Origin of the sequence: Streptomyces sp. NBC_00448 (genome assembly GCF_036014115.1) — a bacterium.
GTDB lineage: Bacteria > Actinomycetota > Actinomycetes > Streptomycetales > Streptomycetaceae > Actinacidiphila.
This window is the reverse complement of the sequence record NZ_CP107913.1, coordinates 307147-327761: the sequence shown is the minus strand read 5'-3', so window position 1 is coordinate 327761 and position 20615 is coordinate 307147. Positions and strand designations below refer to the sequence as shown.

The window sequence follows — 20615 nt, the reverse complement described above, 5'->3', positions numbered from 1 at the left end:
TCCCTGTCCCCGAAACGGAACGGCACCACAGTGACGAGCGAGCACCCATCAGCGCCCACCGCCATCGCGCCCGCCGCGGACGCGCCCCGCGGAGCCCCCTGCTGGGCCAACCTCACCGCGCGCGACCTCCAGGCGTCCGAGAAGTTCTACGGCAGCGTGCTGGGCTGGGAGTTCCGCAACACCACGCTCGGCGACCACTTCGCGGTCGCCCTCAGCGACGGCCGCCCGGTCGCGGGCATCGGCGCCGTCGCCACCGACCTCCAGATCGCGGTCGGCTGGACCCCGTACTTCTTCGTCCCCCAGGTGGACGAAGCCGCCGGCCGCATCCGCGAGCGCAGCGCGACCGTCGCGCTCGGACCGGTCGCGTTCGCCTCCGGCCGCGCCCTGGTCGCCGCCGACCGCGACGGCGCCGTCTTCGGCGTGTGGGACGGGCGGCTGCCCAGGGGCTGGGAGACCTGGCACGACCAGGGGCCGGTGGTGCTCCGGCTGCGTACCCGCGACGCCTTCGAGGCCGCGATCTTCTACGGCGGCGTCCTGCAGTGGGCCGACGGCAGCCCGGACGGCTGCACCGTCGACTACGAACACGAGGAGGTCGTCGTGCGCAGCGGCGGCGCCGTGGTCGCCCGGCTCAGCTCAGGGGCGGTCGAGGCCGACCCGGACCCGACGGTGCGGCCGCACTGGGACGTGCAGTTCGCCGTCCCGGACACCGGCGCCTGCGTGGCCGCCGCCCGCGGTCTCGGCGGCACCCTGATCCGCCAGGGCAGCACGCACTCCGGTGCCTACGCCGAACTGCGCGACCCCGACGGCGGCCTGTTCACCGTCACCACCACCCGGCCGCCGGCCTGACCCGCGCGGGCTCGCGGGGGCGTGCCGGACGTCCGGCGCCGGTCAGGGGACGAGCACGATCTTGCCGAGCGGGTGGGCGTGTTCGAGCTGATCGAACGCCTGCCGCACCTCCGCCAGCGGGTGGACCGCGCTGATCGGGACCTCCAGGGCCCCGGTGGCCGCCAGCCCGGCGAGTTCGGCGAGGATCTCGGGTTTGGTGCCCTCGGCGCTCGCGTCCGACCGGGTCCCGTACGTGGCGGCCGCCGCGTAGTCGATGGTGTTGATCCGGTCCGGGGGGACGCCGAGGTCGACGGCGAGGCGGACGTAGTCGCCGCCGTAGAAGTCGAGGAACGCGTCCGGCGCCTTCCCGGCCGCCTGCCGCACCCGCTCCGCGACGCCCTCGCCGTACGGGACGACGGTGGCGTCGTGGGCCTCCAGCCAGTCCTGGTGGCGGGCGGAGGCGACGGCGACCACGTCCGCGCCGGCGCGGCGCACCAGTTGGACGGCGATGCTCCCCACGCCCCCGGAGGCCGCGCTGACGACGACGGTCTCGCCCGGTCGAGGGGCGACGGCGGCGACGGCCGCGTAGGCGGTGCAGCCGGACACGTACAGGGCGCCCGCGACCTCCCAGGCCAGGCCCTCGGGCTTGGCGACGAGCTGGTCCTCGGGGACGGCGACGTACTCTGCCTGGCTGGAACGCTCCCAGGACCAGCCGAGGACGTCGTCGCCGACCTGCCACCGGGTGACGTCGGGGCCGATTCCCACCACGGTGCCGGCCAGGTCGCTGCCCTGTCCGGAGGGGAAGGTCGCCGGGAGGCGCTCGCGCAGCTCGCCGCTGCGGATCTTCGCCTCGCCCGGGTTGATGCCCGCGGCGCGCATCCGGACCAGCACGTCGTGCGGTTGGAGGGCTCGCGGTTCGACGTCCTCGACGTCGAGCACCTCGGTGCCTCCGTAACGGTGGAATCGTACGGCTCGCATGGTTCGCTCCTCGTTGTGTCTGCTTCTGTGCGGGGGCGGGAACGCCCCCTGTGCTGGGACCAGGCGGCCGTCCCAGTCTGCGGGCCGGTGCGTCAGACGGCCTGCCGGCCGAGGCGGCCGCGGACGAACGCGCCGACGTCGTCCAGGGCCCGGGCGCCTTCGGGGAGCATGTCGGCGAAGCCCTGGAAGACGTGGGGCGCGCCCGGGAACGTCCGCAGGGTGACCGCCACGTCGTCGTCGGCGGCCTTCGCGGCCAGCCGGACGGCGTCGTCGAGCAGGACCTCGTGGCTGCCGGCCTGGATCAGCAGCGGGGGCAGCCCGCGCAGGTCGGCGAAGAGGGGGCTGGCGAGGGGGCTGCGCGGGTCGGTGCCGGCGAGGTAGTCGGCGGCGCGGGTGGCGAGCCCCTCCCGGGTGAGGGCCGGGTCGAGGGCGGCCTTGGTCACGTGGCTGCGGCCGGCCAGGGTGAGGTCCGCCCACGGGGAGAGGACGGCGGCGACCGCAGGCCGGGGGAGGCCGGCCTCCTTGATCACGACCAGGAGGGCCACGGCGAGTCCTCCACCGGCGGATTCGCCGCTGACGGCGATCTCCTCGGCCGGTATGCCGCGGTCGAGCAGCCCGCGGTAGGCCGCCAGCGCGTCGTCGACCGCGGCCGGGAACGGGTTCTCCGGCGCGAGGCGGTAGTCCACGGAATGGACGGTGGTACCGGTGCGGCGAGCGATGTCGGCCGCCAGGTTGACGCCTGCCGCGGCGGACCCGAGGGCGTAGCCGCCGCCGTGGAAGTACAGCGTCGCTCCCGACGGCGCGCCGCCGGTGGTGACGTCGACGGTCGGGATGCCGCCGAGTTCGCCGGGGACGGCGCGGACGTCCTCGGGGACGGGGTGGGAGCCCATCATCTCGTCGAAGACGAGGCGCATGGTGTGCGGGTCGCCGCCCATGTCGAGCGGGGAGGTGCGCAGCAGGTCGATGATCGCGGCGAGGGGGGACTCGGCCATGGGGGTCTCGCTCTCTTGTGCAGTTCGCAGGGGCCGGGGCGGTCAGGCCCGGCGCAGTTCCAGGACCTCGCCGAAGCCCATGCGGCGGACGAAGTCGGTACGGGCCTCGGTGACGGCGGCGTTGGCCTGTTCCACCTTCGAGTGGGTGAGGTCGACGACGCTGCGCAAGGGCCGCTCGCCGTAGGGGAGGGCGAGGATGCGGACGATCTCCTCGGCCACGACGACGGGGTCGGCCGTGCTGCCCGGGGTGAACAGGCTCGCGGTGGCCTCCTCGTTGCGGGCGACCAGCGGGTCCAGGACCCGGTACGCCTCGGCGACGGCGGTGTCGGCGGCGCGGCCGGCCTTGGGGAAGTGGTCGGTGCCTTCGGTGAAGGCGCCGGGCATGACGATCACGGTCTCGATGCCGAACTGGGAGACCTCGTAGGAGGTGACCAGGGCCAGCGCGTCCATCGCGGCCTTGGAGACGACGTAGGGGCCGAGGAAGGGCGGGGTGGTGACGGGGATGGTGCTGCCGACGTAGAGCAGGGTGCCGTGGCCGCGCTCGCGCAGGTGGGGGAGCGCGGCGCGGTTGAGGCGCTGCACGCCCAGGGTGTTCACGTCGACGAGGTGGGCGATCTCCTCGGCGGTGAAGGCCTCCACGTAACCGACCAGCAGGTGGCCGGCGTTGTGGACGACCACGTCGAGCCCGCCGCCGTCGGCGAGCACGGTGCGCACGGCGGCGTCGGCGGACTCCTGGGAGCTGACGTCGAGTTCGATGACGCGCAGGTCGACGCCTTCCGCGGCGGCGACGTCGCGCAGGTCGCCGGCCCTGGGGGCGTTGCGGCCCTCGGGGTCGCGCATCGTCGCGTAGACGCGGTGCCCGGCGCGAGCGGCCGCGCGGGCGGTGAGGTTGCCGATGCCGGTGGCGGCGCCGGTGATGAGGACAGTGGACATGGGGACTCTCCGGTCGTGGTGGTGGGTGGTGCGTGGTGGGTGGTGCGTGGGTGTGGGTCGCGGGCGGACGGCGCCCGTGGGTCAGGCGATGCCGCCGTTGGCGAACAGCACCTGCCCGTTGATCCACCGGCCGCCGGGACCGGCCAGGAAGGCCACGGCGCGGGCGATGTCCACGGGCGTGCCGAGCCGCTCCAGGGGTGAGGCGGCGGCGAGCCGGTCGACCGCCTGCGCGCTCTTGCCTTCGAGGAAGAGCGGGGTCGCGGTGGGCCCGGGGGCCACGGCGTTGACGGTGACGTCCCGGCCCCGCAGCTCGCGGGCGAGGATCAGGGTCATCGCCTCGACCGCGCCTTTGCTCGCCGCGTAGGCGCCGTAGGTCGGCGGCCGGAGCCGGGTGATGGAGGTGGAGAAGTTGACGAGCGCGCCCCCGGGGCGCAGCCGGCGGGCGGCCAGCTGGGAGACGACGAACGTGCCGCGCACGTTGACCCGGTGCATCCGGTCGAAGGCGTCGAGTTCCATCTCCGCCAGCGGGGCGAGCAGCATGATCCCGGCGGTGTTGACCACGACGTCCACCCCGCCGAAGTGCTCCTGGGCGGCGTCGAACAGGGCGGTCATCGCGGTCTCGTCCGCGACGTCGCCGGGTACGGCGAGCGCCGCACCGCCGGCCTCCTGGATCGCGGCGACGACCTTCTCGGCGCGCTCGGCACTGCCGGAGTAGTGCACGACCACGGACATGCCGTCGGCGGCCAGCGCGAGCGCGACCTCGCTGCCGATCCCGCCCGAACCCCCGGTCACGAGCGCCACACGGGTGGTGGTCTGCGCGGATGTGGTCATGGCGACCTCTCTCTCGGGTCTCTCGTCTTTGTGGACGATGAGTACATTAACAGTATGTGGACGTCGAGTCCATATACATGTGGCCGGAGAGTCCATATAGTTGGTGCCGAGGCCGCGTCGACCAGGCCGGCCACGCCGGACGAGGAGCAGTCGTGATGGAGCGAACAGACGCCGAGGGACGCGGCGCCGAGGAGCCCGGCCCGCTCAAGCCGGGGCGCGGACGGCGCAGGGCGGAGGACGTCCGCCACGCGACGCTCACCGCGGCGGCCGAGCTCCTGCTCGCCGACGGGGTGCAGGCCCTGACCTTCTCCAAGGTCGCCGCGCGGGCGGGGGTCAGCAAGATGACCCTCTACAAGTGGTGGCCGTCGCCCGGGGCACTGGCCTTCGACGCCTACTTCAACGCGTTCCAGGCCACCCTCGCCTTCCCCGACACGGGCGACATCAAGGCCGACCTGACCGCGCAACTGCGGGTGTTCGTCGACCTGCTGAACCGCAACGGTGCCGTCGTCGCCGGGATCATCGGAGCCGCCCAGGGCGACCCCGACCTGGCGCAGGCGCTGTCCACGCACTACGTCGCGCACCGCCGCGCGCTCGCCGTCGCACGCCTCACGCGGGCGCGGGAGGCCGGCCAGATCCGTGCGGGGGTCGACCTCGAGGCGATCGTCGACCAGCTCTGGGGCGCCGTCTACCACCGGCTGCTGCTGCCCGCGCAGCCGCTGACCGCGGAGTTCGTCGACCGGTTGATCGCCAACCTCTTCCAGGGCATCGCCCCGGATTCCGCGGACCCGGACTCCGCCGACCCGGACCCGGATTCCCCGGACCCGGCCGCGTAAGGCGGCACGGACCCTGCCCACCGCACAGTGCCGCCGTCCCCTTCCCCACGGGGGGAGGGGACGGCGGCGGGGGCCGGAAGATTTCAGCCGGTGACGGTGAACGTGGTCGGTGAGTCGTTCTGGGTCGCGACCTGGCCCGGGAGGAGGTTCTTCACCGTGTTGCCGGTGAAGACGCCGGTGCCGGTGACACCGGAGGCGATCCAGATGCCCTGCTTCGCCGGGTGGTCGATCGTGTTGTTCGTGAGCGTCACGTGGTCGCGGGCCGTGTCGATGGACAGGCCCGCGTTCAGGGAGCCGCGCAGGATGTTGTCGCTCATGGTGACGGTCGTGTAGGCGGTCGGGAAGAGCGAGGTGGCGGCCGGGGAGCCGATGTGCACGCCGTGCCGGACGCCGTTCCAGCCGCCACCGCCGATCAGGACGTTTCCGCGGACCGTGGCGGACAGCAGGGGGTTGCCGGTGTCGCCGAACACCCCGATGTCCATGGCGTTGTTCGAGGACACGCTGTTGACCAGGTTGTTCTTCACCTGGATGTGGGAGCCGCCCGCGATCCGGATGCCGTTGGCCCACCAGGGCGCGATCGCGGTGTTGTTGAGGATCTTCGTGCCGTCCACCTGCGGGTCGGTCCCGCTGGTGCCGGCGTCGGAGTACGTCGCGAACGAGTCGTCGCCGGTGTTGCGGGCGAAGTTGTTCTGCACGGTGATGTTCTTGCCGAGCTTGTCCGGGCTGGCGGTGTTGCTGTTGTTGACGTTGAAGCCGTCGCCGTAGGAGTCCGCGGTCCGGCTGTTCTCGATGACGCCGTTGGTGCCCGACAGCCAGTTGGCGTCGGTGTGCCGGGTCCAGATCCGGTCCACCAGCCAGCCGCCGGCGCCGCTGGCGTTGATACCGTAGTCCGAACCGCCGTCACCGCGTACCTGGCGCCAGACCGCGTTGGCGTCGATCTGCACGTCGGTCAGCGTGGTGCCCGAACCCACCAGGATCTCCGAGCGCCAACCGTCGGGGGTGGGGAGCGGGACCTTGCGGTAGAGGGTGGTGTACCACATGCCGGCGCCCTGGACCTTGACGCCGGTGAAGTCCAGCGGCGTGCCGGCCAGGCTGTTCGTCAGGTACTTGCCCGGCGGAATCCACACCGACTTGCCCTGTGTCCTGGCGGCGTTCACGGTGTTCTGGATGGCGATCGTGGAGTCGGTCCCGAACTTGGGGTCCGCGCCGTAGTCCACCACGGAAAGGGAGTTGGTCGGCTGCTTCAGCGCGGCTCCGACGTTCTCGAAGTCGACGGAGTCGACGTCGTAGACGGCGGCGGTGTTGGCGGCGTCCTTCTTGAGCGTGATGGTGCTGCCCGCCGGGATGGGCGAGCCCGTGACCCACAGCGGGAACTCGTTGTAGAAGCGGTAGGGCATCCCGCCGGCGTTCGGGTCGTCCGGGTTGGTGGTCGCGCCACGGTAGTTCCATGCCTGCTTGGAGCTGAGCGGGATCGCCTGGCGCTGCACGCCGTTCACGTACAGGTCCAGCGACGCGTCGATGCCGCCGCCGTTCGGCGCGTCGGGGATCGAGGCCCGGACCACCAGCGTGTTGGCGCTCATGCCGCTGGTGTTCGTGAGGGTCACCGAGTCGCCGGTGGCCTTCAGTTCGACCAGCGCGTAGCCCGACGCCTCGGTTTCGAGGGAGGCCGCGGTCGGCTCCGGCACGCCGGGGCTGATGGAGCGGACGCGGGCGCCGCCGCCCAGCTTCCCGGACTCGGCCTCGACGGTCGTGAACGGTGTGGTCGCGCCGGCCGTCGAGGCGTGCGGCCGGGTATGCGTCGTGACGGTGCCGGCGTGGGCCTCGTCGTGGGGGAGGAGGAACACAGCGCAGGCAGCGAGCAGCAGGGCGCCGCAGGGGGCGGATATCGCTCTTCGATACATGGGTCACGCACCTTGGGGGAGTCGGTGACGGTCGGGAGGACCGGTGGGCCGCGAGCGGGCGCGGTCCCGAGTCGCCTGGGGCCGGTGGCACACCGGTGGTCTGGGGTGGCTGGGCGGCCGGCGCCCGCCGGAAACGGTCATCGGCGGGGGAGCGGGTCACGCGTGGGAGTCCTCCCACGCCTTCTCGTACTCGGCGCGGATCTGGTCGCCGGCGTTCTTGCGCCAGTCCTTCATCACGCCGTCCCACTCGCTGAGCGGGACGCGGCCTTGCATGATGCCCTTGCGGGTGTCGTCGATGGAGGTCTGCAGCAGCCCGGACTTCTTGGCGTTGGTCTCCGAGTACAGCGGCTCGGCCGGGTTGGGCATCAGGATCGGGACGGCTGCCTTCTGGAAGGCGTACTGGGAGGCCACGATCTCCGGCTTGGCCGGGTAGTAGAGGACCTGCGGCGCGTCCGTGGCGAAGATCGTGGGCAGCGTGACCTCGTTCTGGCCCTGCGGGGTGAGGATCGGGTCGGAGCCCTGCATGGTGTGGTCAGGGCCCTGCACGCCGTACTTGCGCAGCAGGTAGCCGTCGGTCCCGAACGGGGCCGCGAGCGCGTTCATGGCGCGCAGGATCTGCTTGATGCGCGGCTTGGGGGCCTTCTTGACGACGAGCACGGCGTAGTTCGCCGAGCCCTGCCACTGGGCACGGGCGCCGCCGTCCCAGCCCGGCGCGATCATGGCGCCGAGTTCGAAGCCCTTGGTGGCCGAGGCGTACGTCGTGTAGTAGTCGTTCCACGAACTGGGCGCGTCGGGGTTCATGGCGATCTGCCCGCCGCCGAACCAGTCCTTGACCTTGCCCGTGACGCTGTAGGCGTCGGGATGCAGGGTGCCCGCCTTGGTGAGCCGGCGGACGGCGTCCAGGGACTGCTTGGCCTCTTCGGTCTCCAGGTACCAGGTGAACTTGCCGTTCTCCTCCCCCCACTGGTTGGCGCCGTGCAGGCTCTGCATCGCGAAGTTGAACGCCGTGATGGGGTCGCCGAGCGCGTACTGGTTCGCCTTGGGGTCGGTGATGTCCTCGCAGAGCTGGGCGAACTCCTTCCAGCTGGTGGGGTTCGGGTCGACCCCTTTCTTCCTGAACAGGTCCAGGCGGGTGTAGTTGGGGCCGCCGGAGAGCATGCGGGGCATCGGCAGGGCGTAGATGCCGCCGTTCATCGCGCACGGCGCCCAGGACGCGGTGGGGATGTTCGCCAGGTAGGGGTAGTCCCGGATGTTGTCGCCGGACAGGTGCTCGGAGAGGTCCTGGAAGAGGATGGACAGCATCTGCGGCGAGCGGTTGGCGCTCTGAAGGAGCATCAGCATCGCGTCCGGAAGGTCCCCGCCCGCGATGACCACGGCGAACTTGTCCGGGTAGTCGCCGACCGGGGTGATCTGGAAGTTCAGGTCGCAGCCGACGGACTTGTCGAGGGCCTTCCACATGGTGTTGCGCCCTACCGGCGGCGGCACCGGGTTGAAGATCAGCGTCATGATGTCGATGCCCGGACCCGCGGCGGGCGGTCCCTCCGGGAACGCCTTGACGGGCTGCGCCGGATAGTGCAGGTACCCGGGGGTGATGCCCTGCGGGCTGCTGGGCATCGTGGTCGGCACCCCCCGGTAGGGGATGTACGACGGAAGCTGCGCCTTGGCGTTGGCCGCGGCCTGGGAGATGGCGGGCCCGCCGTCGCCGCAGCCGGACAGCGCCATCCCGGCGGTGATGCCGGCGGCTCCGAGCAGGAAACCCCGACGGCTGAGTGCCGAAGTCACGGCAGTCTCCTCTCGGTACGCGACGTGTGGGGGGATCGGCGGGCCGGGACGCGGCCCGCGCGGAGGTGAACGCTCATCCCTTCACCGCCCCGACCATCACGCCCTTGTTCATGTGCCGTTGCAGGAACGGGTAGACGATCACGATGGGCACGATCGACAGCACCAGGATCGCCGCCTGCAGGGTCTGGGCCGGCGGCAGCGGCGCACCGGCCGCGGTGTTGACCTGCCCGCCGCTGATCGCCGCGTTGTTGACGACGTACGTGCGCAGCACCAGCTGGAGCGGCCACTTGGAGGCGTCGTTGATGTACAACATGGCGTTGAAGAAGGCGTTCCAGTAGGTCACCGCGTAGAACAGGCCCACGACGGCCACGGACGCCTTCGACAGGGGCAGCACGATCCGGCGCAGGATCGACAGCTCGGACGCGCCGTCGATCCGGGCGGCGTCGATGAGTTCGCGCGGCAGGCCCATGAAGAAGGACCGCAGTACGATCACGTTGAACGCGTTGATCAGGGACGGCAGGATCAGCGACCAGTAGCTGTTGATCAGGTGCAGTTCCTTGATCATCAGATAGCTGGGGATGACACCGGGAGCGAAGAGCATGGTCATCAGCAGCATCATGAGCACGGGCTTGTGCCCGAAGGAGCCCGGCCGGCTGAGGCCGTAGGCGAGCATGATGGAGCAGATCAGGCTCAGCGCGGTGCCCACCACGGTCACGCCGACGCTGACGAGCATCGCCTTGGAGACCATGCCGCCGGACAGCAGCGCGTGGTACGCGGTGAAGGTGATGTGGTGGGGCCACATCACATAGCCCCCGGCCTTGTTCACCTGGTCGGCGCCCGCGAGCGAGGTGGAGACGATCGCCAGGAACGGCAGCAGGACCAGGACCGTGCAGACCAGCAGGATCAGGGACTTGGCCACGCGCCAGGGCGGGGACCCCGGTGACTCCCCGGGGATGGCGCTGTAGGAGCGCCGCGGCCTGCTGCGCACCGGGTGGCTGGGATTGAGCGTGGTCATGACTGGTAGACACCTTCTTCGCCGAAGAAGTGGGCGATCTTGTTGGCGCCCAGGACGAGTACGACTCCGACGACGCCCTTGACCAGGCCGACCGCGGCGCTGACGCCCCACTGCCCGCCGATGAGGCCGTTGTTGTAGACGTAGGTGTCCAGTACCTCGCTCTGGTCCAGTCCCACGCCGCCTTGTTGCAGCAGGATCTGCTCGAAGCCCACGCTCAGCGCGTCGCCGAGGCGGAGGATGAGCAGCAGGATCACCAGGCCGCGCAGCGCGGGCAGGGTGACGTGCCAGGTCTGGCGCAGGCGGCTGGCGCCGTCCATCGCGGCGGCCTCGTAGAGGTCGTTGTCGACGCGGGAGAGCGCGGCCAGGAAGAGGATGGTGCCCCAGCCGGTGTCCTTCCAGATGACCTGGGAGGTGAGCAGCCCCTTGAACAGGTCGGGGTTGCCGATGATGTTCCAGCTGCCCATCTCGTGGGCGCGCAGGAACAGGTTGAGCATGCCGTCGTTGCCGAGCATCTGCTGGAAGAGCGCGACGACGACCACCCAGGACAGGAAGTGCGGCAGGTACAGGACGTTCTGCACCCACTTCTTGACCCGGTCGCTGACCAGGCTGTTCAGCGCAAGCGCCAGCAGGACCGGGGCGGGGAAGACGAAGATGACCTGGATCAGGGTCAGTTCGAGCGTGTTGACCAGCGCGTGGAGGAACCCCTGGTCACCGTTGAAGATGACGTCGAAGTTGTGCAGGCCGCTCCACCGGCTGTGCATGATGCCGATGTAGGGCTGGTAGTCCTGGAAGGCGATGACGTTGCCGAGCAGCGGGATGTACTGGAAGAGCAGCAGTACGACGATGCCCGGTATCAGGAACCAGAGCAGGCCCATGTCGCGGCGGCGGCGTGGACGGGACGCCCGCTGCGGGCTGTCGCCCGGCGGTGCGTCTGCCGAGGGCGGCCGAGCGGCCGGTTGGTCAAGGGTCGTCATGACATGAAAGCCCTTTCCTAGAGAGACGGGTGTCTCCGGCCACCACCAGGGCCAGGGGGGCTATATAAATTCAATGGATTACCTTACGTCAATGCTTCCAACAGGTAAATTGCGTCGGCAACCGCTCGTTCCCCAGCCAGGGAGCAGTGTCTACACTCGTAGAAAGCGCGTTCTTGCTGGTGGCGGCCGGAGTGCCCCGATCGGCGAAGTGAAAGACTTTCTCTGGCCAGCCGGGCATGCTGTCGGCCAATAAGTACTTTTACAAAAGGAGGTAAGCGCATCGTGCAACGGCCCGCGGACGTCGCTCTGACCGACCGTCAGCTCGCTGAACTCGCCGTTTGGGCGGAGGGGGGAGCGGAGCGTGCCGTCCGGGTCGGCATCGTGCGCGACGCGGCCGCGGGTGTCTCCGTGACGGAGAGCGCGCGCCGGCTGGGGGTGTCGCGCCCGACCGTGATGGCCTGGCGGCAGCGCTACGCGCAGAGCGGGCTGGCGGGCCTGGAACACCAGCCCCGCAGCGGCCGGCCGCACCGTATCGACGAGGCCGACGCGGTGGCCGCCACCCTCGCGGGGCCGCCCGCTCCGCTGCGGGAGTGGTCGGCACGGGCCCTCGCCGAACTCCTCGGCGTCTCGCACACCTCGCTCGGGAAGGTGTGGCAGCGCTGGGGCGCGCACCCGGGCGCCCCCGAGGGGCCGTTGCACCTGCCCGCGCGGGGACCGCTCAGCTGCCACCGGCCGGAGCTGCTGGGGGTGTGGGCGGCCGGTCAGGGCGCGGCCGGGCTGGCCGTCGCGGAGACGGACCGGCCCGAGCAGCTCGACACGGTGCAGGCGGGCGGCGAGGAGCGGCGCCGGCGTTACGCGGCCATGACCGTGAGCCTGCGCCGGGCCCAGATGCGCGCCGAGGACGGTGCGGTGCCCCCCGGCACGCCGCCGCAACTCGACGAGCTGGTAAGGATGTTGCCCGGTCGTATTGTCCATGTGCTGCTCTGGGGCGACACCGCGGACGTGCAGCCGCTGCCGCCGGGCGTCGTGCGCCACACGGCCTCGGCGTCGATGGGATGGGCCGCCACGGTGAGCGTGGTGGCCCAACTCGAGCTGCGCTACCAGCCGCACCGGGCCCGTGCGGCGCTCGACTCGCTCGCGGAGGCGACCCGCGTGCACGCGGGCGCGCCCGCCACCGAGCCGTTCCGGTGGTTCCGTTCGGGGAGCGCGGCCGAGGCGCCGCCGGCCAGGGCCACGCACCGCGCGTTCGACCAGTTCACGCTGGGATCGTTCAACGAGAAGCTCGTGATCGAGGCGATCCGCGTGTCCGGGGCGCTGAGCCGGGTGGAGATCGCCGAACGCACCGGGCTCACCCCCCAGGCGGTGTCCCGGATCACCCGCAACCTGCTGACCACGGGTCTGCTCGCCGAGGACGAGCGGCGGATGGCGAGCAGGGGCAAGCCACGGGTCCCGCTGCGGCTGCGCCCCGACGCGGCGTGCGCGATCGGTCTGCACGTGGACCCGGAGGTGATCACCCTGGTCCTGGTCGACCTGTGCGGGAACGTCCGCGACCGCCGCCAGTTGGCGCTGCCCCGGCCGAGCGCACCGGAGTGGTGCGTGGCCCGGATCGGGGACATGGCCCGCGCGGCCGTCGAGACGGTCGGCGCGCTCGCGGAGAACCTGCTCGGCGTCGGTGTGGCGGCGCCCGGACCGCTCGACGTCAACGCCGGGATGCTGCTCGACCCGCCGCTGTTCGAGGGCTGGGACGAGGTGCCGCTGCGCGCCTGGCTCAGCCGTGAACTCGAACTGCCGGTCCTGCTGGAGAAGGACGCGACGGCGGCCACGGTGGGCGAGCGGTGGCTGGGCGCGGCCGAGAGCTCGGGCGACTTCGCCTACCTGTACCTGGGCGCCGGTGCGGGCAGCGGCGCGTTCCTCAACGGGGACGTCTTCCGCGGGGCCTCGGGCAACGCCGGCGAGTTCGGTGTGATGACCGCCTACGCGGCGGACCGGCTCACCCCGGAGGGCGACCCCCGGATGGTGCCCGAGTGCGCGACCATGTCCGCGGTGGTCGCCGCGGCCGCCGAAGCCGGCCTGGCGCTGCCGCACACCGGCGCGCACGCGGCCGTGTGCGCGGCCGCGGCGGACGGCGACGAGCGGGCCGCGGAGGCGATCCGGCGGGTGGCCCGCGTGGTGGCCCGCGGCGCGGTCGCGATGACGGAGCTGTACGACATCGACCTCATCGTCGTCGGCGGCCCCGCGGTGCCGCCGCAGGTCGCGGAGCTCTACCTCACGGAGATCTCGGCGGCCGTCAACCGCCTGCCGGTCGCGCGGCGGGTACGGCAGGTGCGGGTGGTGTACTCGACGCTCGGCGACGCGGCGGCGGCCGTCGGAGCGGCGGCGGGCGTCTTCCACACCACGTTCGCACCGCGCCTGCACACCCACTCCGCGCAGCCCGGCCGCGGCCCGTCAGGAGCGTGACGTACGGCGGAGTGCCCGGCCGGGCGGTTCCGGCAGGCGGGATCAGGCGTCGGTGAAGTGCGCGAGCGCGGTGACGACGCGCTCGGCGATGTCCGGCGGCCAGGGGAACGAGGGGGACGCCGACCGCTGGTGGGCCAGACCGTGCAGGCCGAGCCACAGCGCGACCGCGTCGGCGGGCACGTCGGTGCTGGTCGCGGAGCCCGCCGCGACGCACGCCGCGAGGGTGTCGGTGAGCAGTTCGACGCTCGGCCGGCCGAGCGCGGCCATGTCCTCCTCGCGCACCGAACTCCCCTCCAGATCCGGCCTCCACAGCCCTCCGAACATGGCCCGGTAGCGCCCCGGGCGGGTCCGGGCGAAGTCGAGGTAGCCGTCGCACAGGGCCGTCAGCCGCTGCCGGGGCGAGCCGCCCGCGGTGTCCACGGCGCCGCGCAACTCCCGGTCCAGCTCCGCGAAGGCCTCGCGGACCACCGCCAGCATGATGGCCGGCTGGTCCGGGAAGTGCCGGTAGATCGACGGGGCGGCGATGCCGACGCGGCGAGCGACCGAGCGCAACGTGACGGCGTTGGCCGCGCCGGTCTCGTCGAGCAGGTCCACCGCCGCCGCCACGATCTCCTCGCGCAGCCGCGCGCCCTGCCCGCGCCGGTTGCGGACGCGGGCGGGTATGGCCGTGTCGTCTTCCATAGCCCTCACCTTACACAGCAAAGCTTATGGGTGTGAGTCTTGCGATCCCACGCCTCACATGCGTAGCCTTACCAGTGTTAGGTCATCGAGGAGAGGGCACGCCATGGGCAGCAGCACGGTCGCCGAGGCCGCCACCGAGGTCGTCCTGCCGGGCAAGGTCGAGCCGGAGGGGCTGGAGGTCACCGCCCGCGTGCTCGCGGCGCCCGCCGTCGGCCAGGCCGTCCTGCGCATGGACGCCACCGGGGTCTCGTTCGCCGAGCAGCAGATGCGCCGCGGCAAGTACTACGACCAGCCGCCGTTCCCGTTCGTGCCCGGCTACGACGTGGTCGGCACCGTCGAGGCGGTGGGGTCCGACGTGGACGCCGGCCTGGTGGGGCGGCGGTTCGCGGCGGTCACCAAGACCGGTGCGTGGGCCAGCCGCCTGCTCATCGACGCCGCCGACCTGGTGCCCGTCCCGGACGGCGTGGACCCGGCCGCCGCCGAGACCGTGGTGGTCAACGGCATCACCGCCTGGCAGATGCTGCACCGTACGGCGAAGGTCCGCCCCGGCGGAACCGTCGTGGTGCTGGGCGCCAACGGCGGTGTCGGCTCCACGCTCGTCCAACTCGCCCGGCACGCCGGGATCGCGGTGATCGGAACGGCGTCCGCGCGCCACCACGACGCCGTGCGGCAGTTGGGCGCGGAACCTGTCGACTACCACGACCCCGACATGTACCGGCGGATCAGGGACCTCGCGCCCGGCGGCGTGGACGCGGTGTTCGACCACGTTGGCGGCCCCGGTGCGGCGCGGTCGTGGCGGCTGCTGCGCCGCGGCGGCACGCTGGTCTCCTACGGCACCGCGGCCACGAAGGACAGCGGCGGCAACTCCCGACTGCCGGTGCTTAAGCTGTTCGCGCGCCTGACGCTGTGGAACTACCTGCCCAACGGCAAGAGCGCGCACTTCTACAACTTCTGGGCCGGCCGGCGCCGTCTCGCGGACTTCCGGCGCCGGCTGGGCGAGGACCTCACGCAGGTGCTGCGGCTGCTGGCCGACGGCGTCCTCGCGCCGCAGGTCGCCGCGCGCTTCCCGCTGTCCGAGGCCGCCTCGGCGCTGGCCCTCGCCGAGTCGCGCACCGTCGCCGGGAAGGTCGTCATCGTGCCCGACGCGAACGGGTCGTGAGCCGGAGCCGGGCGGGCGAGCCTGCGCCGGCCGGGCGCCGCGGCCCGCCCGCCGGGGCGTTCCCGTGGCCGCGTCCTCTCGGTGACGTCCCGTCGGTCGGTCCGCTCCTCGTGGGCGTCAGGCGGCCGACGACCGCTTCTGCCTCCGGTAGTCGACGGCGGCGAGGTCGTCCTTGCCGTGCCCGGCCGCGACGGTCTGCTCCAGCCGGTCCCGCACCGCCTGGAACAGGGAACTGGGGACGTCCGCCGACGCCGCCAGGTCGATGTCCTTCAAGGCCAGCCGCACCCCGAACCCGGGCGCGTACGACTCGTCGTCCATCGCGCCGATCTTCTGCAGTGCGTACGGCATCGCCAGCGGACCCGCCTCCAGCGCGCGGACCAGGGCCGCATGGTCGACGCCGAGCGCGTCGCACAGTGCCAGGACGTCGCTCATGGCCACCGTCGAGGCTGCCATCCAGGCGTTGACCGCGAGTTTGACGGCGCTGCCCTCGGCCCCCGTGCCCACGTGCAGCACGGACGAGCCGAGGTCGTCGAGGACGGGACGAGCCCGCGCGAGGACGTCCTCGGAGCCGGCGACGAGCCAGATCAGCGTGCCCCGCAGGGCGGGATCGGTGCTTCCCGAGACCGGCGCGTCGAGGTACGCGACACCGTGGTCGCGCGCCAGGCCGGCCAGGTCGGTGGCGCCGCGCGGACCCACCGTGCTGGCCTGCACCCACACGGCGTCGTCGGCGAGCCTGGCGAAGGCGGCCGACATGACCTCCGCGACCGCCGCGCCGTCACGGAGCACGGTGAAGACGACGGACGCGCCGGCGACCGCGTCGCCCAGGTCCTCCACCGCCGTGACCCCCTCTGCATGTTCCGCCGCCGCGCTCGCCTTCTCCGACGTGCGGTTCCACAGCCGTACCTCGTGCCCGGTCTGTCCGAGCCGCGTCGCCATCGCCGCGCCGAGCGCGCCGGCTCCCAGGACGGTGAGTGTCGTGCTCTGCGACATGGAAGGCTCCCTTGCCCGCGGATTCCCTTCCTGTCCATGCTCCTCCCGGACCCCGCGGACGTCCTGGCGAACGCCTGCGGCGCAGGTGCCGCGCGGCGGTCCCCGCCGCCGGCTCGGGGTGTTCGACGGCTGCGGCCCGTCCCGCCCGCTCAGGTGCGGGCGCCGCCGTCGACGCGCAGGACCGTGCCGGTCACGAAGGAGGAGCGGTCGCTGAGCAGCCACGCGGCGGCCTGGGCGATCTCGTCGGGCTCGGCCGGCCGGCGCAGGGGAGTGGCGGACCTGGTGCGGTCCACGATGCCGGGGGAGTCCGCCTCCCACGCGCGGATCATCTCGGTCATGGTGGTGCCCGGGGCGATGGCGTTGACGCGGATGCCCTCCGGGCCGTAGGTCACGGCGGCCGACTCGGTGAGGCTGTTGACCGCCCGCTTCATCGCGCCGTAGGCCGGCAGCTCCGGGTTGCCCATCAGGCTGCCGACGGACGAGTTGTTGACGATGGCCCCCGTCCCGGCGGTGGCCCGGATGGCCTGGACCTCGGCGACCATGGCCAGCCAGACACCCTTGAGGTTCACCTCGTAGATGCGGTCGAAGTCGTCCTCCGGCAGCCGGTCCATCGGGCCCGGGCGCTGGATCACCGCGCCGTTGTTGAACGCGACGTCGAGCCGGCCGTAGAGGTCCACGGCGCGCGCCACGGCAGCCCGTACGCTCACCGCGTCGGCGAGGTCGCACACCACGTACTCCGCGGTGCAGCCGGCCGCCCGGACCTCCTCGGTCACGGCCTTGAGCTGGTGCTCGGTACGGGCCGCCAGCAGCACGCGGGCGCCCTCGCGGGCGAAGAGCCGGGCCGCGGCGGCGCCGATGCCGCGCCCGGCGCCGCTGACGAAGGCGACCTTGCCGGCCAGCAGGCCCCGGTCCGCGGAAGCGGCGGCGGTGGCGGAAGCGGTGGATGCGTCGGTGGTGGGTGTGTCGTCGACGGGAATGAGGTTGTCCATGGGAACGAGCCTGCGTCCGGCCGCGGAGCCGATCCAGGCACCGGCCGTACCTGGCTGCGCGGTGCGGGCCCGGCCCACACTGGGCGCATGGACCGACGAGAACTGGCCGACTTCCTGCGCAGCAGGCGCGAGCGGATCGGCCCGGCCGACGTGGGGCTGCCGGCCGGGCAGCGCCGCCGTACCCCCGGGCTGCGCCGCGAGGAGGTCGCGCAGCTGGCGTTCATCTCGACGGAGTACTACACGCGCCTGGAGCAGGCCCGCGGCCCGTGGCCGTCGCGCGAGGTGCTGGCCGGGCTGGTCCGGGCCCTGCGGCTGTCGGACGCCGAGCGCGACCACCTCCACCACCTCGCCGGCGCGCCGCCGCAGCGGCCGGCCGGCCCCGCCCGGGAGGTGCGGCAGAGCATCCTCGACCTGCTGCGCCGGCTGCCGCAGGCCGCGGCGATCGTGACGTCCGCGACCTGCGAGGTCCTCGCCTGGAACGATCTCGCGGCGGCCTTGATGGAGGACTTCTCCGCGCTGCCGCGGCGCGACCGCAACCTCGTGCGCAGGTGCTTCCTCGGGCCGCACCCGCAGGGGCTGCGGCTGTACGGGGTGTCCGACGCGGACCTCTTCGCGCGCTCCTCGGCGCAGCGCATGCGCGCGACGGCCGCCCGCTACCCGGAGGACTCCGAAGTGGCCGAGCTGGTGGACGAACTCCTCGCCGGGAGCGAGGAGTTCCGCCGGCTGTGGGACTCCCTCGACGTGTCCGTCGAACCGACCCTGTGCAAGACGTTCCCGCACTCGCCGGTCGGCCCGGTCACCGTCGACTGCGACGTCCTCGACATCACCGACCGCGACCAGCAGGTGGTGATCTACACCGCCGCCCCCGGCTCGCCGTCCGAGGAGGCGCTCCGGCTGTTGTCGGTCCTCGGCACGCAGCGCATGGACGTCCCGCGCTGACCTGTACCTCCGCCGTCGCCGCAGATCCGAATTGTCGTACCCTCCTGCTACATTACGGCTCTGCTCGTCGCCGACCGCCCGCACTTCGCCGACGTGACGCGGCGCCCGCACGTCGTACCGTCCTGGGGGGACTTCTTCATGAGCGTCGACCACCCGCCACCGCCGGCCGGGGGCCGGAACCCGTTCGGCGCGCCGGGCTACCACCGTCCGGAGACTCCGGCCCGCTTCGTGCCACCGCCCGGCGCGGTGGAACGCAGCCACCTCGGCCTCGGTTTGGCGGTGGGCGTGCTCGTGGCGGTCGTGGCGGCGTTCGCCTACGGCGGGCTGCTGTGGGGGCTGACCGACCGTCACGGCACCAGCGTCGAGTTCCACTTCGGCGCCTTCGTGATGGCCGCGCTGGTGGGGGTCACCGTCGGCGAGGTCGGCGGGCGCGTCGTGGCGCTTCCCTTCGCGGCGGCGCTGCTCACGGCCGGCGCGGTGATCTTCGGGAGCCTGTTCGGCGCCGCGCTGATCGCCGGCGACACGGCGGCCGGGCTCGGCCACAGCCTCTCGGTCACGGACGTCTTCTTCCACCACTTCGGCGCCCTGTGGAGGGCGTGGACGCACGACTTCGGCCTGGCGCGGCTCTCCACCCTGTGCTGCTCCGCGCTCGCCGCCTACGGACTGGCCAGGTACTTCGGCGACCGATGAGCGCGGTGAGCCCAGCCGGGCCGAACGGGGAGGGGGGCCGGCCGGGCGGCGTAGACGCGGGAGCCGGCGGGCGGTGGGTGCTTCGCCGCCGCGTACGGGGCCTCGGGCTGCTCGGCCGGTCACGGGATGCGGTCGGCGATCGACGAGACGGACCGGGGTCGATGATCGACCGGGCCGGGCCTGGGCGTATCGTCCGGCAAGGGCGTGTCACGCGGGCCCGTCGGCACGGTGGTCGGGGGCAGTTCGCGCCCAAGTGCGGCCGTACGCGACGGAATTCGGCCGATCCCGGGTCCAACCGCTTCCGCGTGGTGGAGGATGGCGCCTGGGACGGGAGCGCCGGACCGCCTCACCGGCCGGTCCGCGGGGCGTACGCACCGCACGGCCCGGCCGGGCGACCTGAGACCTTACGGAACCTTACGGAGACGACGCATGCCCACCTCGCGGCCCCCGCGGGACCCTGGCGCCGACGGCAGCCGGCCGGAGCCGGACGACGACAGCGCACCGGCGGTGGTGGTCCGCCGCGCGGTCGTGATGCCCTCGGTGCCCGACGGCCCCCCGCCGGCCGCACCCGCGCGGACCGCGACCGGCGGCGCCGCGGGGACGGCGGGCGCCGGGGAACCGCCCGGGTCCGTGCAGCCCGCCGCGGGCGGTTCCGGCGGTGGGGGCGGCAGCGCTTCCGGCGGTGCTTCCGGGCAGGGCCCGGAGGGCGGGCGGCGGTCGGCGGCCCGCTCGCTGCCGGTACTGATCACGGTGGGCGTGGTCGTGGCGATCGGCGCCACGCTCCCGTTCGCGGTCACCACCTGGCAGCACCACGGCGCGGCCCCCGCCGCGCAGACCCGTGACATCCCGTCCGCCGACCCGCACGGCGACACCCCGCAGACGCTGCCGGCCACGGTCACCAGCACCGCGTCGCCCACCGCGAAGGCGTCGCCCCACGCGTCGAAGAAGCCGCCCGCGCACCCGCACCGCGCCGCCGGCACCCCGCACCCGGGAACGACCGGCAAGGCCTCCGGGAAATCCGCGCCGAAGCATACGGCGACGCCGAAGTCGACGCCGAAGAAGAAGGTGTCGACCGCGGCCGCCGCCCGCGCCCGCGCGAACGCCGCCTCCAGCGCGAGCAAGGTGCTCATCGACAACGTGACCACCCACCTGTGCGCCGACGTACCCGGCTTCGGCGACGGGACGAGCGACGGGCCGGTCAACCAGTACGACTGCGACGGCACCGACGGCGACAACCAGTTGTGGGACCTTCAGGTCGCGTACAGGAGCGGTGGCCCGCAGGGCGCCAGCCTGTTCGTGATCCGGAACCACAAGGACGGGCTGTGCATGGACCTGCCGAACTACGGCGCGGAGCCGGCCGGCACGAAGATCGAGGAGTTCGCCTGCAACCGGACGAAGGCCGACAACCAGCTCTGGTGGCTGGACCCGCGCCCGGACGGCACGTACTGGCTTCGCGACTACAGCAGCGGTATGTGCGTCAACGTGCCCGGCGTCGGCACCGGCCGCGAGGACGCCCGGCTCGAACAGGACCCCTGCGGCACCAATCCGAAGGACGACTTCCGCTGGCGCTTCCAGTGAGCCCCTCCGGCGTGGCCTGGCGACCGCCGCCTCCGGGTGCTTGACCTCGGCCGTACTCGACCTTGCCC

General features: G+C 72.6%; 18 protein-coding genes. 7 read left to right on the top strand and 11 right to left on the bottom strand.

Features of this window, described 5'->3' with window-relative positions; genetic code table 11:
• Window positions 1-30: 30 nt before the first annotated feature.
• Window positions 31-846 (top strand): VOC family protein, encoded by an 816-nt coding sequence (locus OG370_RS01520; RefSeq protein ID WP_328459741.1) that lies wholly within the window; start codon window positions 31-33, stop codon window positions 844-846.
• Window positions 847-888: 42 nt separating this feature from the next.
• Here the strand turns inward: OG370_RS01520 and OG370_RS01515 are convergent, their stop codons facing one another.
• The 4 genes from OG370_RS01515 to OG370_RS01500 form a co-directional block, all read right to left on the bottom strand.
• Window positions 889-1803, bottom strand: a complete 915-nt coding sequence (locus tag OG370_RS01515; RefSeq protein ID WP_328459740.1) for an NADP-dependent oxidoreductase — start codon at window positions 1801-1803, stop codon at window positions 889-891.
• A 92-nt stretch (window positions 1804-1895) separates the two neighbouring features.
• Window positions 1896-2795 carry an alpha/beta hydrolase gene (locus OG370_RS01510; protein WP_328459738.1) on the bottom strand — a complete coding sequence of 300 codons (900 nt, stop codon included), beginning with the start codon at window positions 2793-2795 and terminating at the stop codon, window positions 1896-1898.
• Between the two features lie 42 nt (window positions 2796-2837).
• Complete coding sequence (locus tag OG370_RS01505) at window positions 2838-3728, bottom strand: SDR family NAD(P)-dependent oxidoreductase (RefSeq protein ID WP_328459737.1); 891 nt, start codon at window positions 3726-3728, stop codon at window positions 2838-2840.
• Between the two features lie 81 nt (window positions 3729-3809).
• The gene (locus OG370_RS01500) at window positions 3810-4559 is read right to left on the bottom strand and encodes an SDR family oxidoreductase (protein WP_328459736.1); all 750 of its coding nucleotides are present in this window, start codon (window positions 4557-4559) and stop codon (window positions 3810-3812) included.
• 155 nt (window positions 4560-4714) lie between these two features.
• Between OG370_RS01500 and OG370_RS01495 the strand changes: the two genes are divergently transcribed.
• On the top strand, window positions 4715-5392 hold the full coding sequence (locus tag OG370_RS01495; protein WP_328459734.1) for a TetR-like C-terminal domain-containing protein: 678 nt from the start codon (window positions 4715-4717) through the stop codon (window positions 5390-5392).
• An 83-nt stretch (window positions 5393-5475) separates the two neighbouring features.
• Here OG370_RS01495 and OG370_RS01490 read toward each other — a convergent pair whose 3' ends face one another.
• From OG370_RS01490 to OG370_RS01475, 4 genes are all read right to left on the bottom strand, one after another.
• Window positions 5476-7293 (bottom strand): right-handed parallel beta-helix repeat-containing protein, encoded by a 1818-nt coding sequence (locus tag OG370_RS01490; RefSeq protein ID WP_328459732.1) that lies wholly within the window; start codon window positions 7291-7293, stop codon window positions 5476-5478.
• Between the two features lie 156 nt (window positions 7294-7449).
• Window positions 7450-9075 (bottom strand): substrate-binding domain-containing protein, encoded by a 1626-nt coding sequence (locus OG370_RS01485; protein ID WP_328459730.1) that lies wholly within the window; start codon window positions 9073-9075, stop codon window positions 7450-7452.
• A gap of 73 nt (window positions 9076-9148) precedes the next feature.
• On the bottom strand, window positions 9149-10090 hold the full coding sequence (locus OG370_RS01480; RefSeq protein WP_328459728.1) for a carbohydrate ABC transporter permease: 942 nt from the start codon (window positions 10088-10090) through the stop codon (window positions 9149-9151).
• Window positions 10087-11064: an ABC transporter permease gene (locus OG370_RS01475; protein ID WP_328459726.1), complete on the bottom strand. Its 978-nt coding sequence runs from the start codon at window positions 11062-11064 to the stop codon at window positions 10087-10089. The genes OG370_RS01480 and OG370_RS01475 overlap by 4 nt, the downstream gene beginning before the upstream one ends.
• Window positions 11065-11346: 282 nt before the next feature.
• On the opposite strand from OG370_RS01475, the gene OG370_RS01470 reads away from it, so the two are divergent.
• Window positions 11347-13521, top strand: a complete 2175-nt coding sequence (locus OG370_RS01470; RefSeq protein WP_328459724.1) for an ROK family protein — start codon at window positions 11347-11349, stop codon at window positions 13519-13521.
• Window positions 13522-13563: 42 nt separating this feature from the next.
• Here the strand turns inward: OG370_RS01470 and OG370_RS01465 are convergent, their stop codons facing one another.
• The gene (locus OG370_RS01465) at window positions 13564-14202 is read right to left on the bottom strand and encodes a TetR/AcrR family transcriptional regulator (protein ID WP_328459722.1); all 639 of its coding nucleotides are present in this window, start codon (window positions 14200-14202) and stop codon (window positions 13564-13566) included.
• A 103-nt stretch (window positions 14203-14305) separates the two neighbouring features.
• Here OG370_RS01465 and OG370_RS01460 point away from each other — a divergent pair, with 103 nt between their 5' ends.
• Window positions 14306-15361 carry a medium chain dehydrogenase/reductase family protein gene (locus OG370_RS01460; protein WP_328459720.1) on the top strand — a complete coding sequence of 352 codons (1056 nt, stop codon included), beginning with the start codon at window positions 14306-14308 and terminating at the stop codon, window positions 15359-15361.
• 117 nt (window positions 15362-15478) lie between these two features.
• On the opposite strand, the gene OG370_RS01455 is transcribed toward OG370_RS01460, so the two are convergent.
• Both OG370_RS01455 and OG370_RS01450 read right to left on the bottom strand, forming a co-directional pair.
• Window positions 15479-16573, bottom strand: a complete 1095-nt coding sequence (locus OG370_RS01455) for an NAD(P)-dependent oxidoreductase (protein ID WP_328459718.1) — start codon at window positions 16571-16573, stop codon at window positions 15479-15481.
• A complete protein-coding gene (locus OG370_RS01450) occupies window positions 16501-17340 on the bottom strand; it encodes an SDR family NAD(P)-dependent oxidoreductase (RefSeq protein WP_328459716.1) in 840 nt (279 codons plus the stop codon). Before OG370_RS01450 ends, OG370_RS01455 begins: the two co-directional genes overlap by 73 nt.
• Before the next feature lie 87 nt (window positions 17341-17427).
• On the opposite strand from OG370_RS01450, the gene OG370_RS01445 reads away from it, so the two are divergent.
• From OG370_RS01445 to OG370_RS01435, 3 genes are all read left to right on the top strand, one after another.
• Window positions 17428-18279: a helix-turn-helix transcriptional regulator gene (locus OG370_RS01445; protein ID WP_328459714.1), complete on the top strand. Its 852-nt coding sequence runs from the start codon at window positions 17428-17430 to the stop codon at window positions 18277-18279.
• Between the two features lie 138 nt (window positions 18280-18417).
• The gene (locus OG370_RS01440) at window positions 18418-18969 is read left to right on the top strand and encodes a hypothetical protein (protein WP_328459712.1); all 552 of its coding nucleotides are present in this window, start codon (window positions 18418-18420) and stop codon (window positions 18967-18969) included.
• 429 nt (window positions 18970-19398) lie between these two features.
• Window positions 19399-20547, top strand: a complete 1149-nt coding sequence (locus tag OG370_RS01435) for an RICIN domain-containing protein (RefSeq protein ID WP_328459710.1) — start codon at window positions 19399-19401, stop codon at window positions 20545-20547.
• Window positions 20548-20615 lie beyond the last annotated feature (68 nt).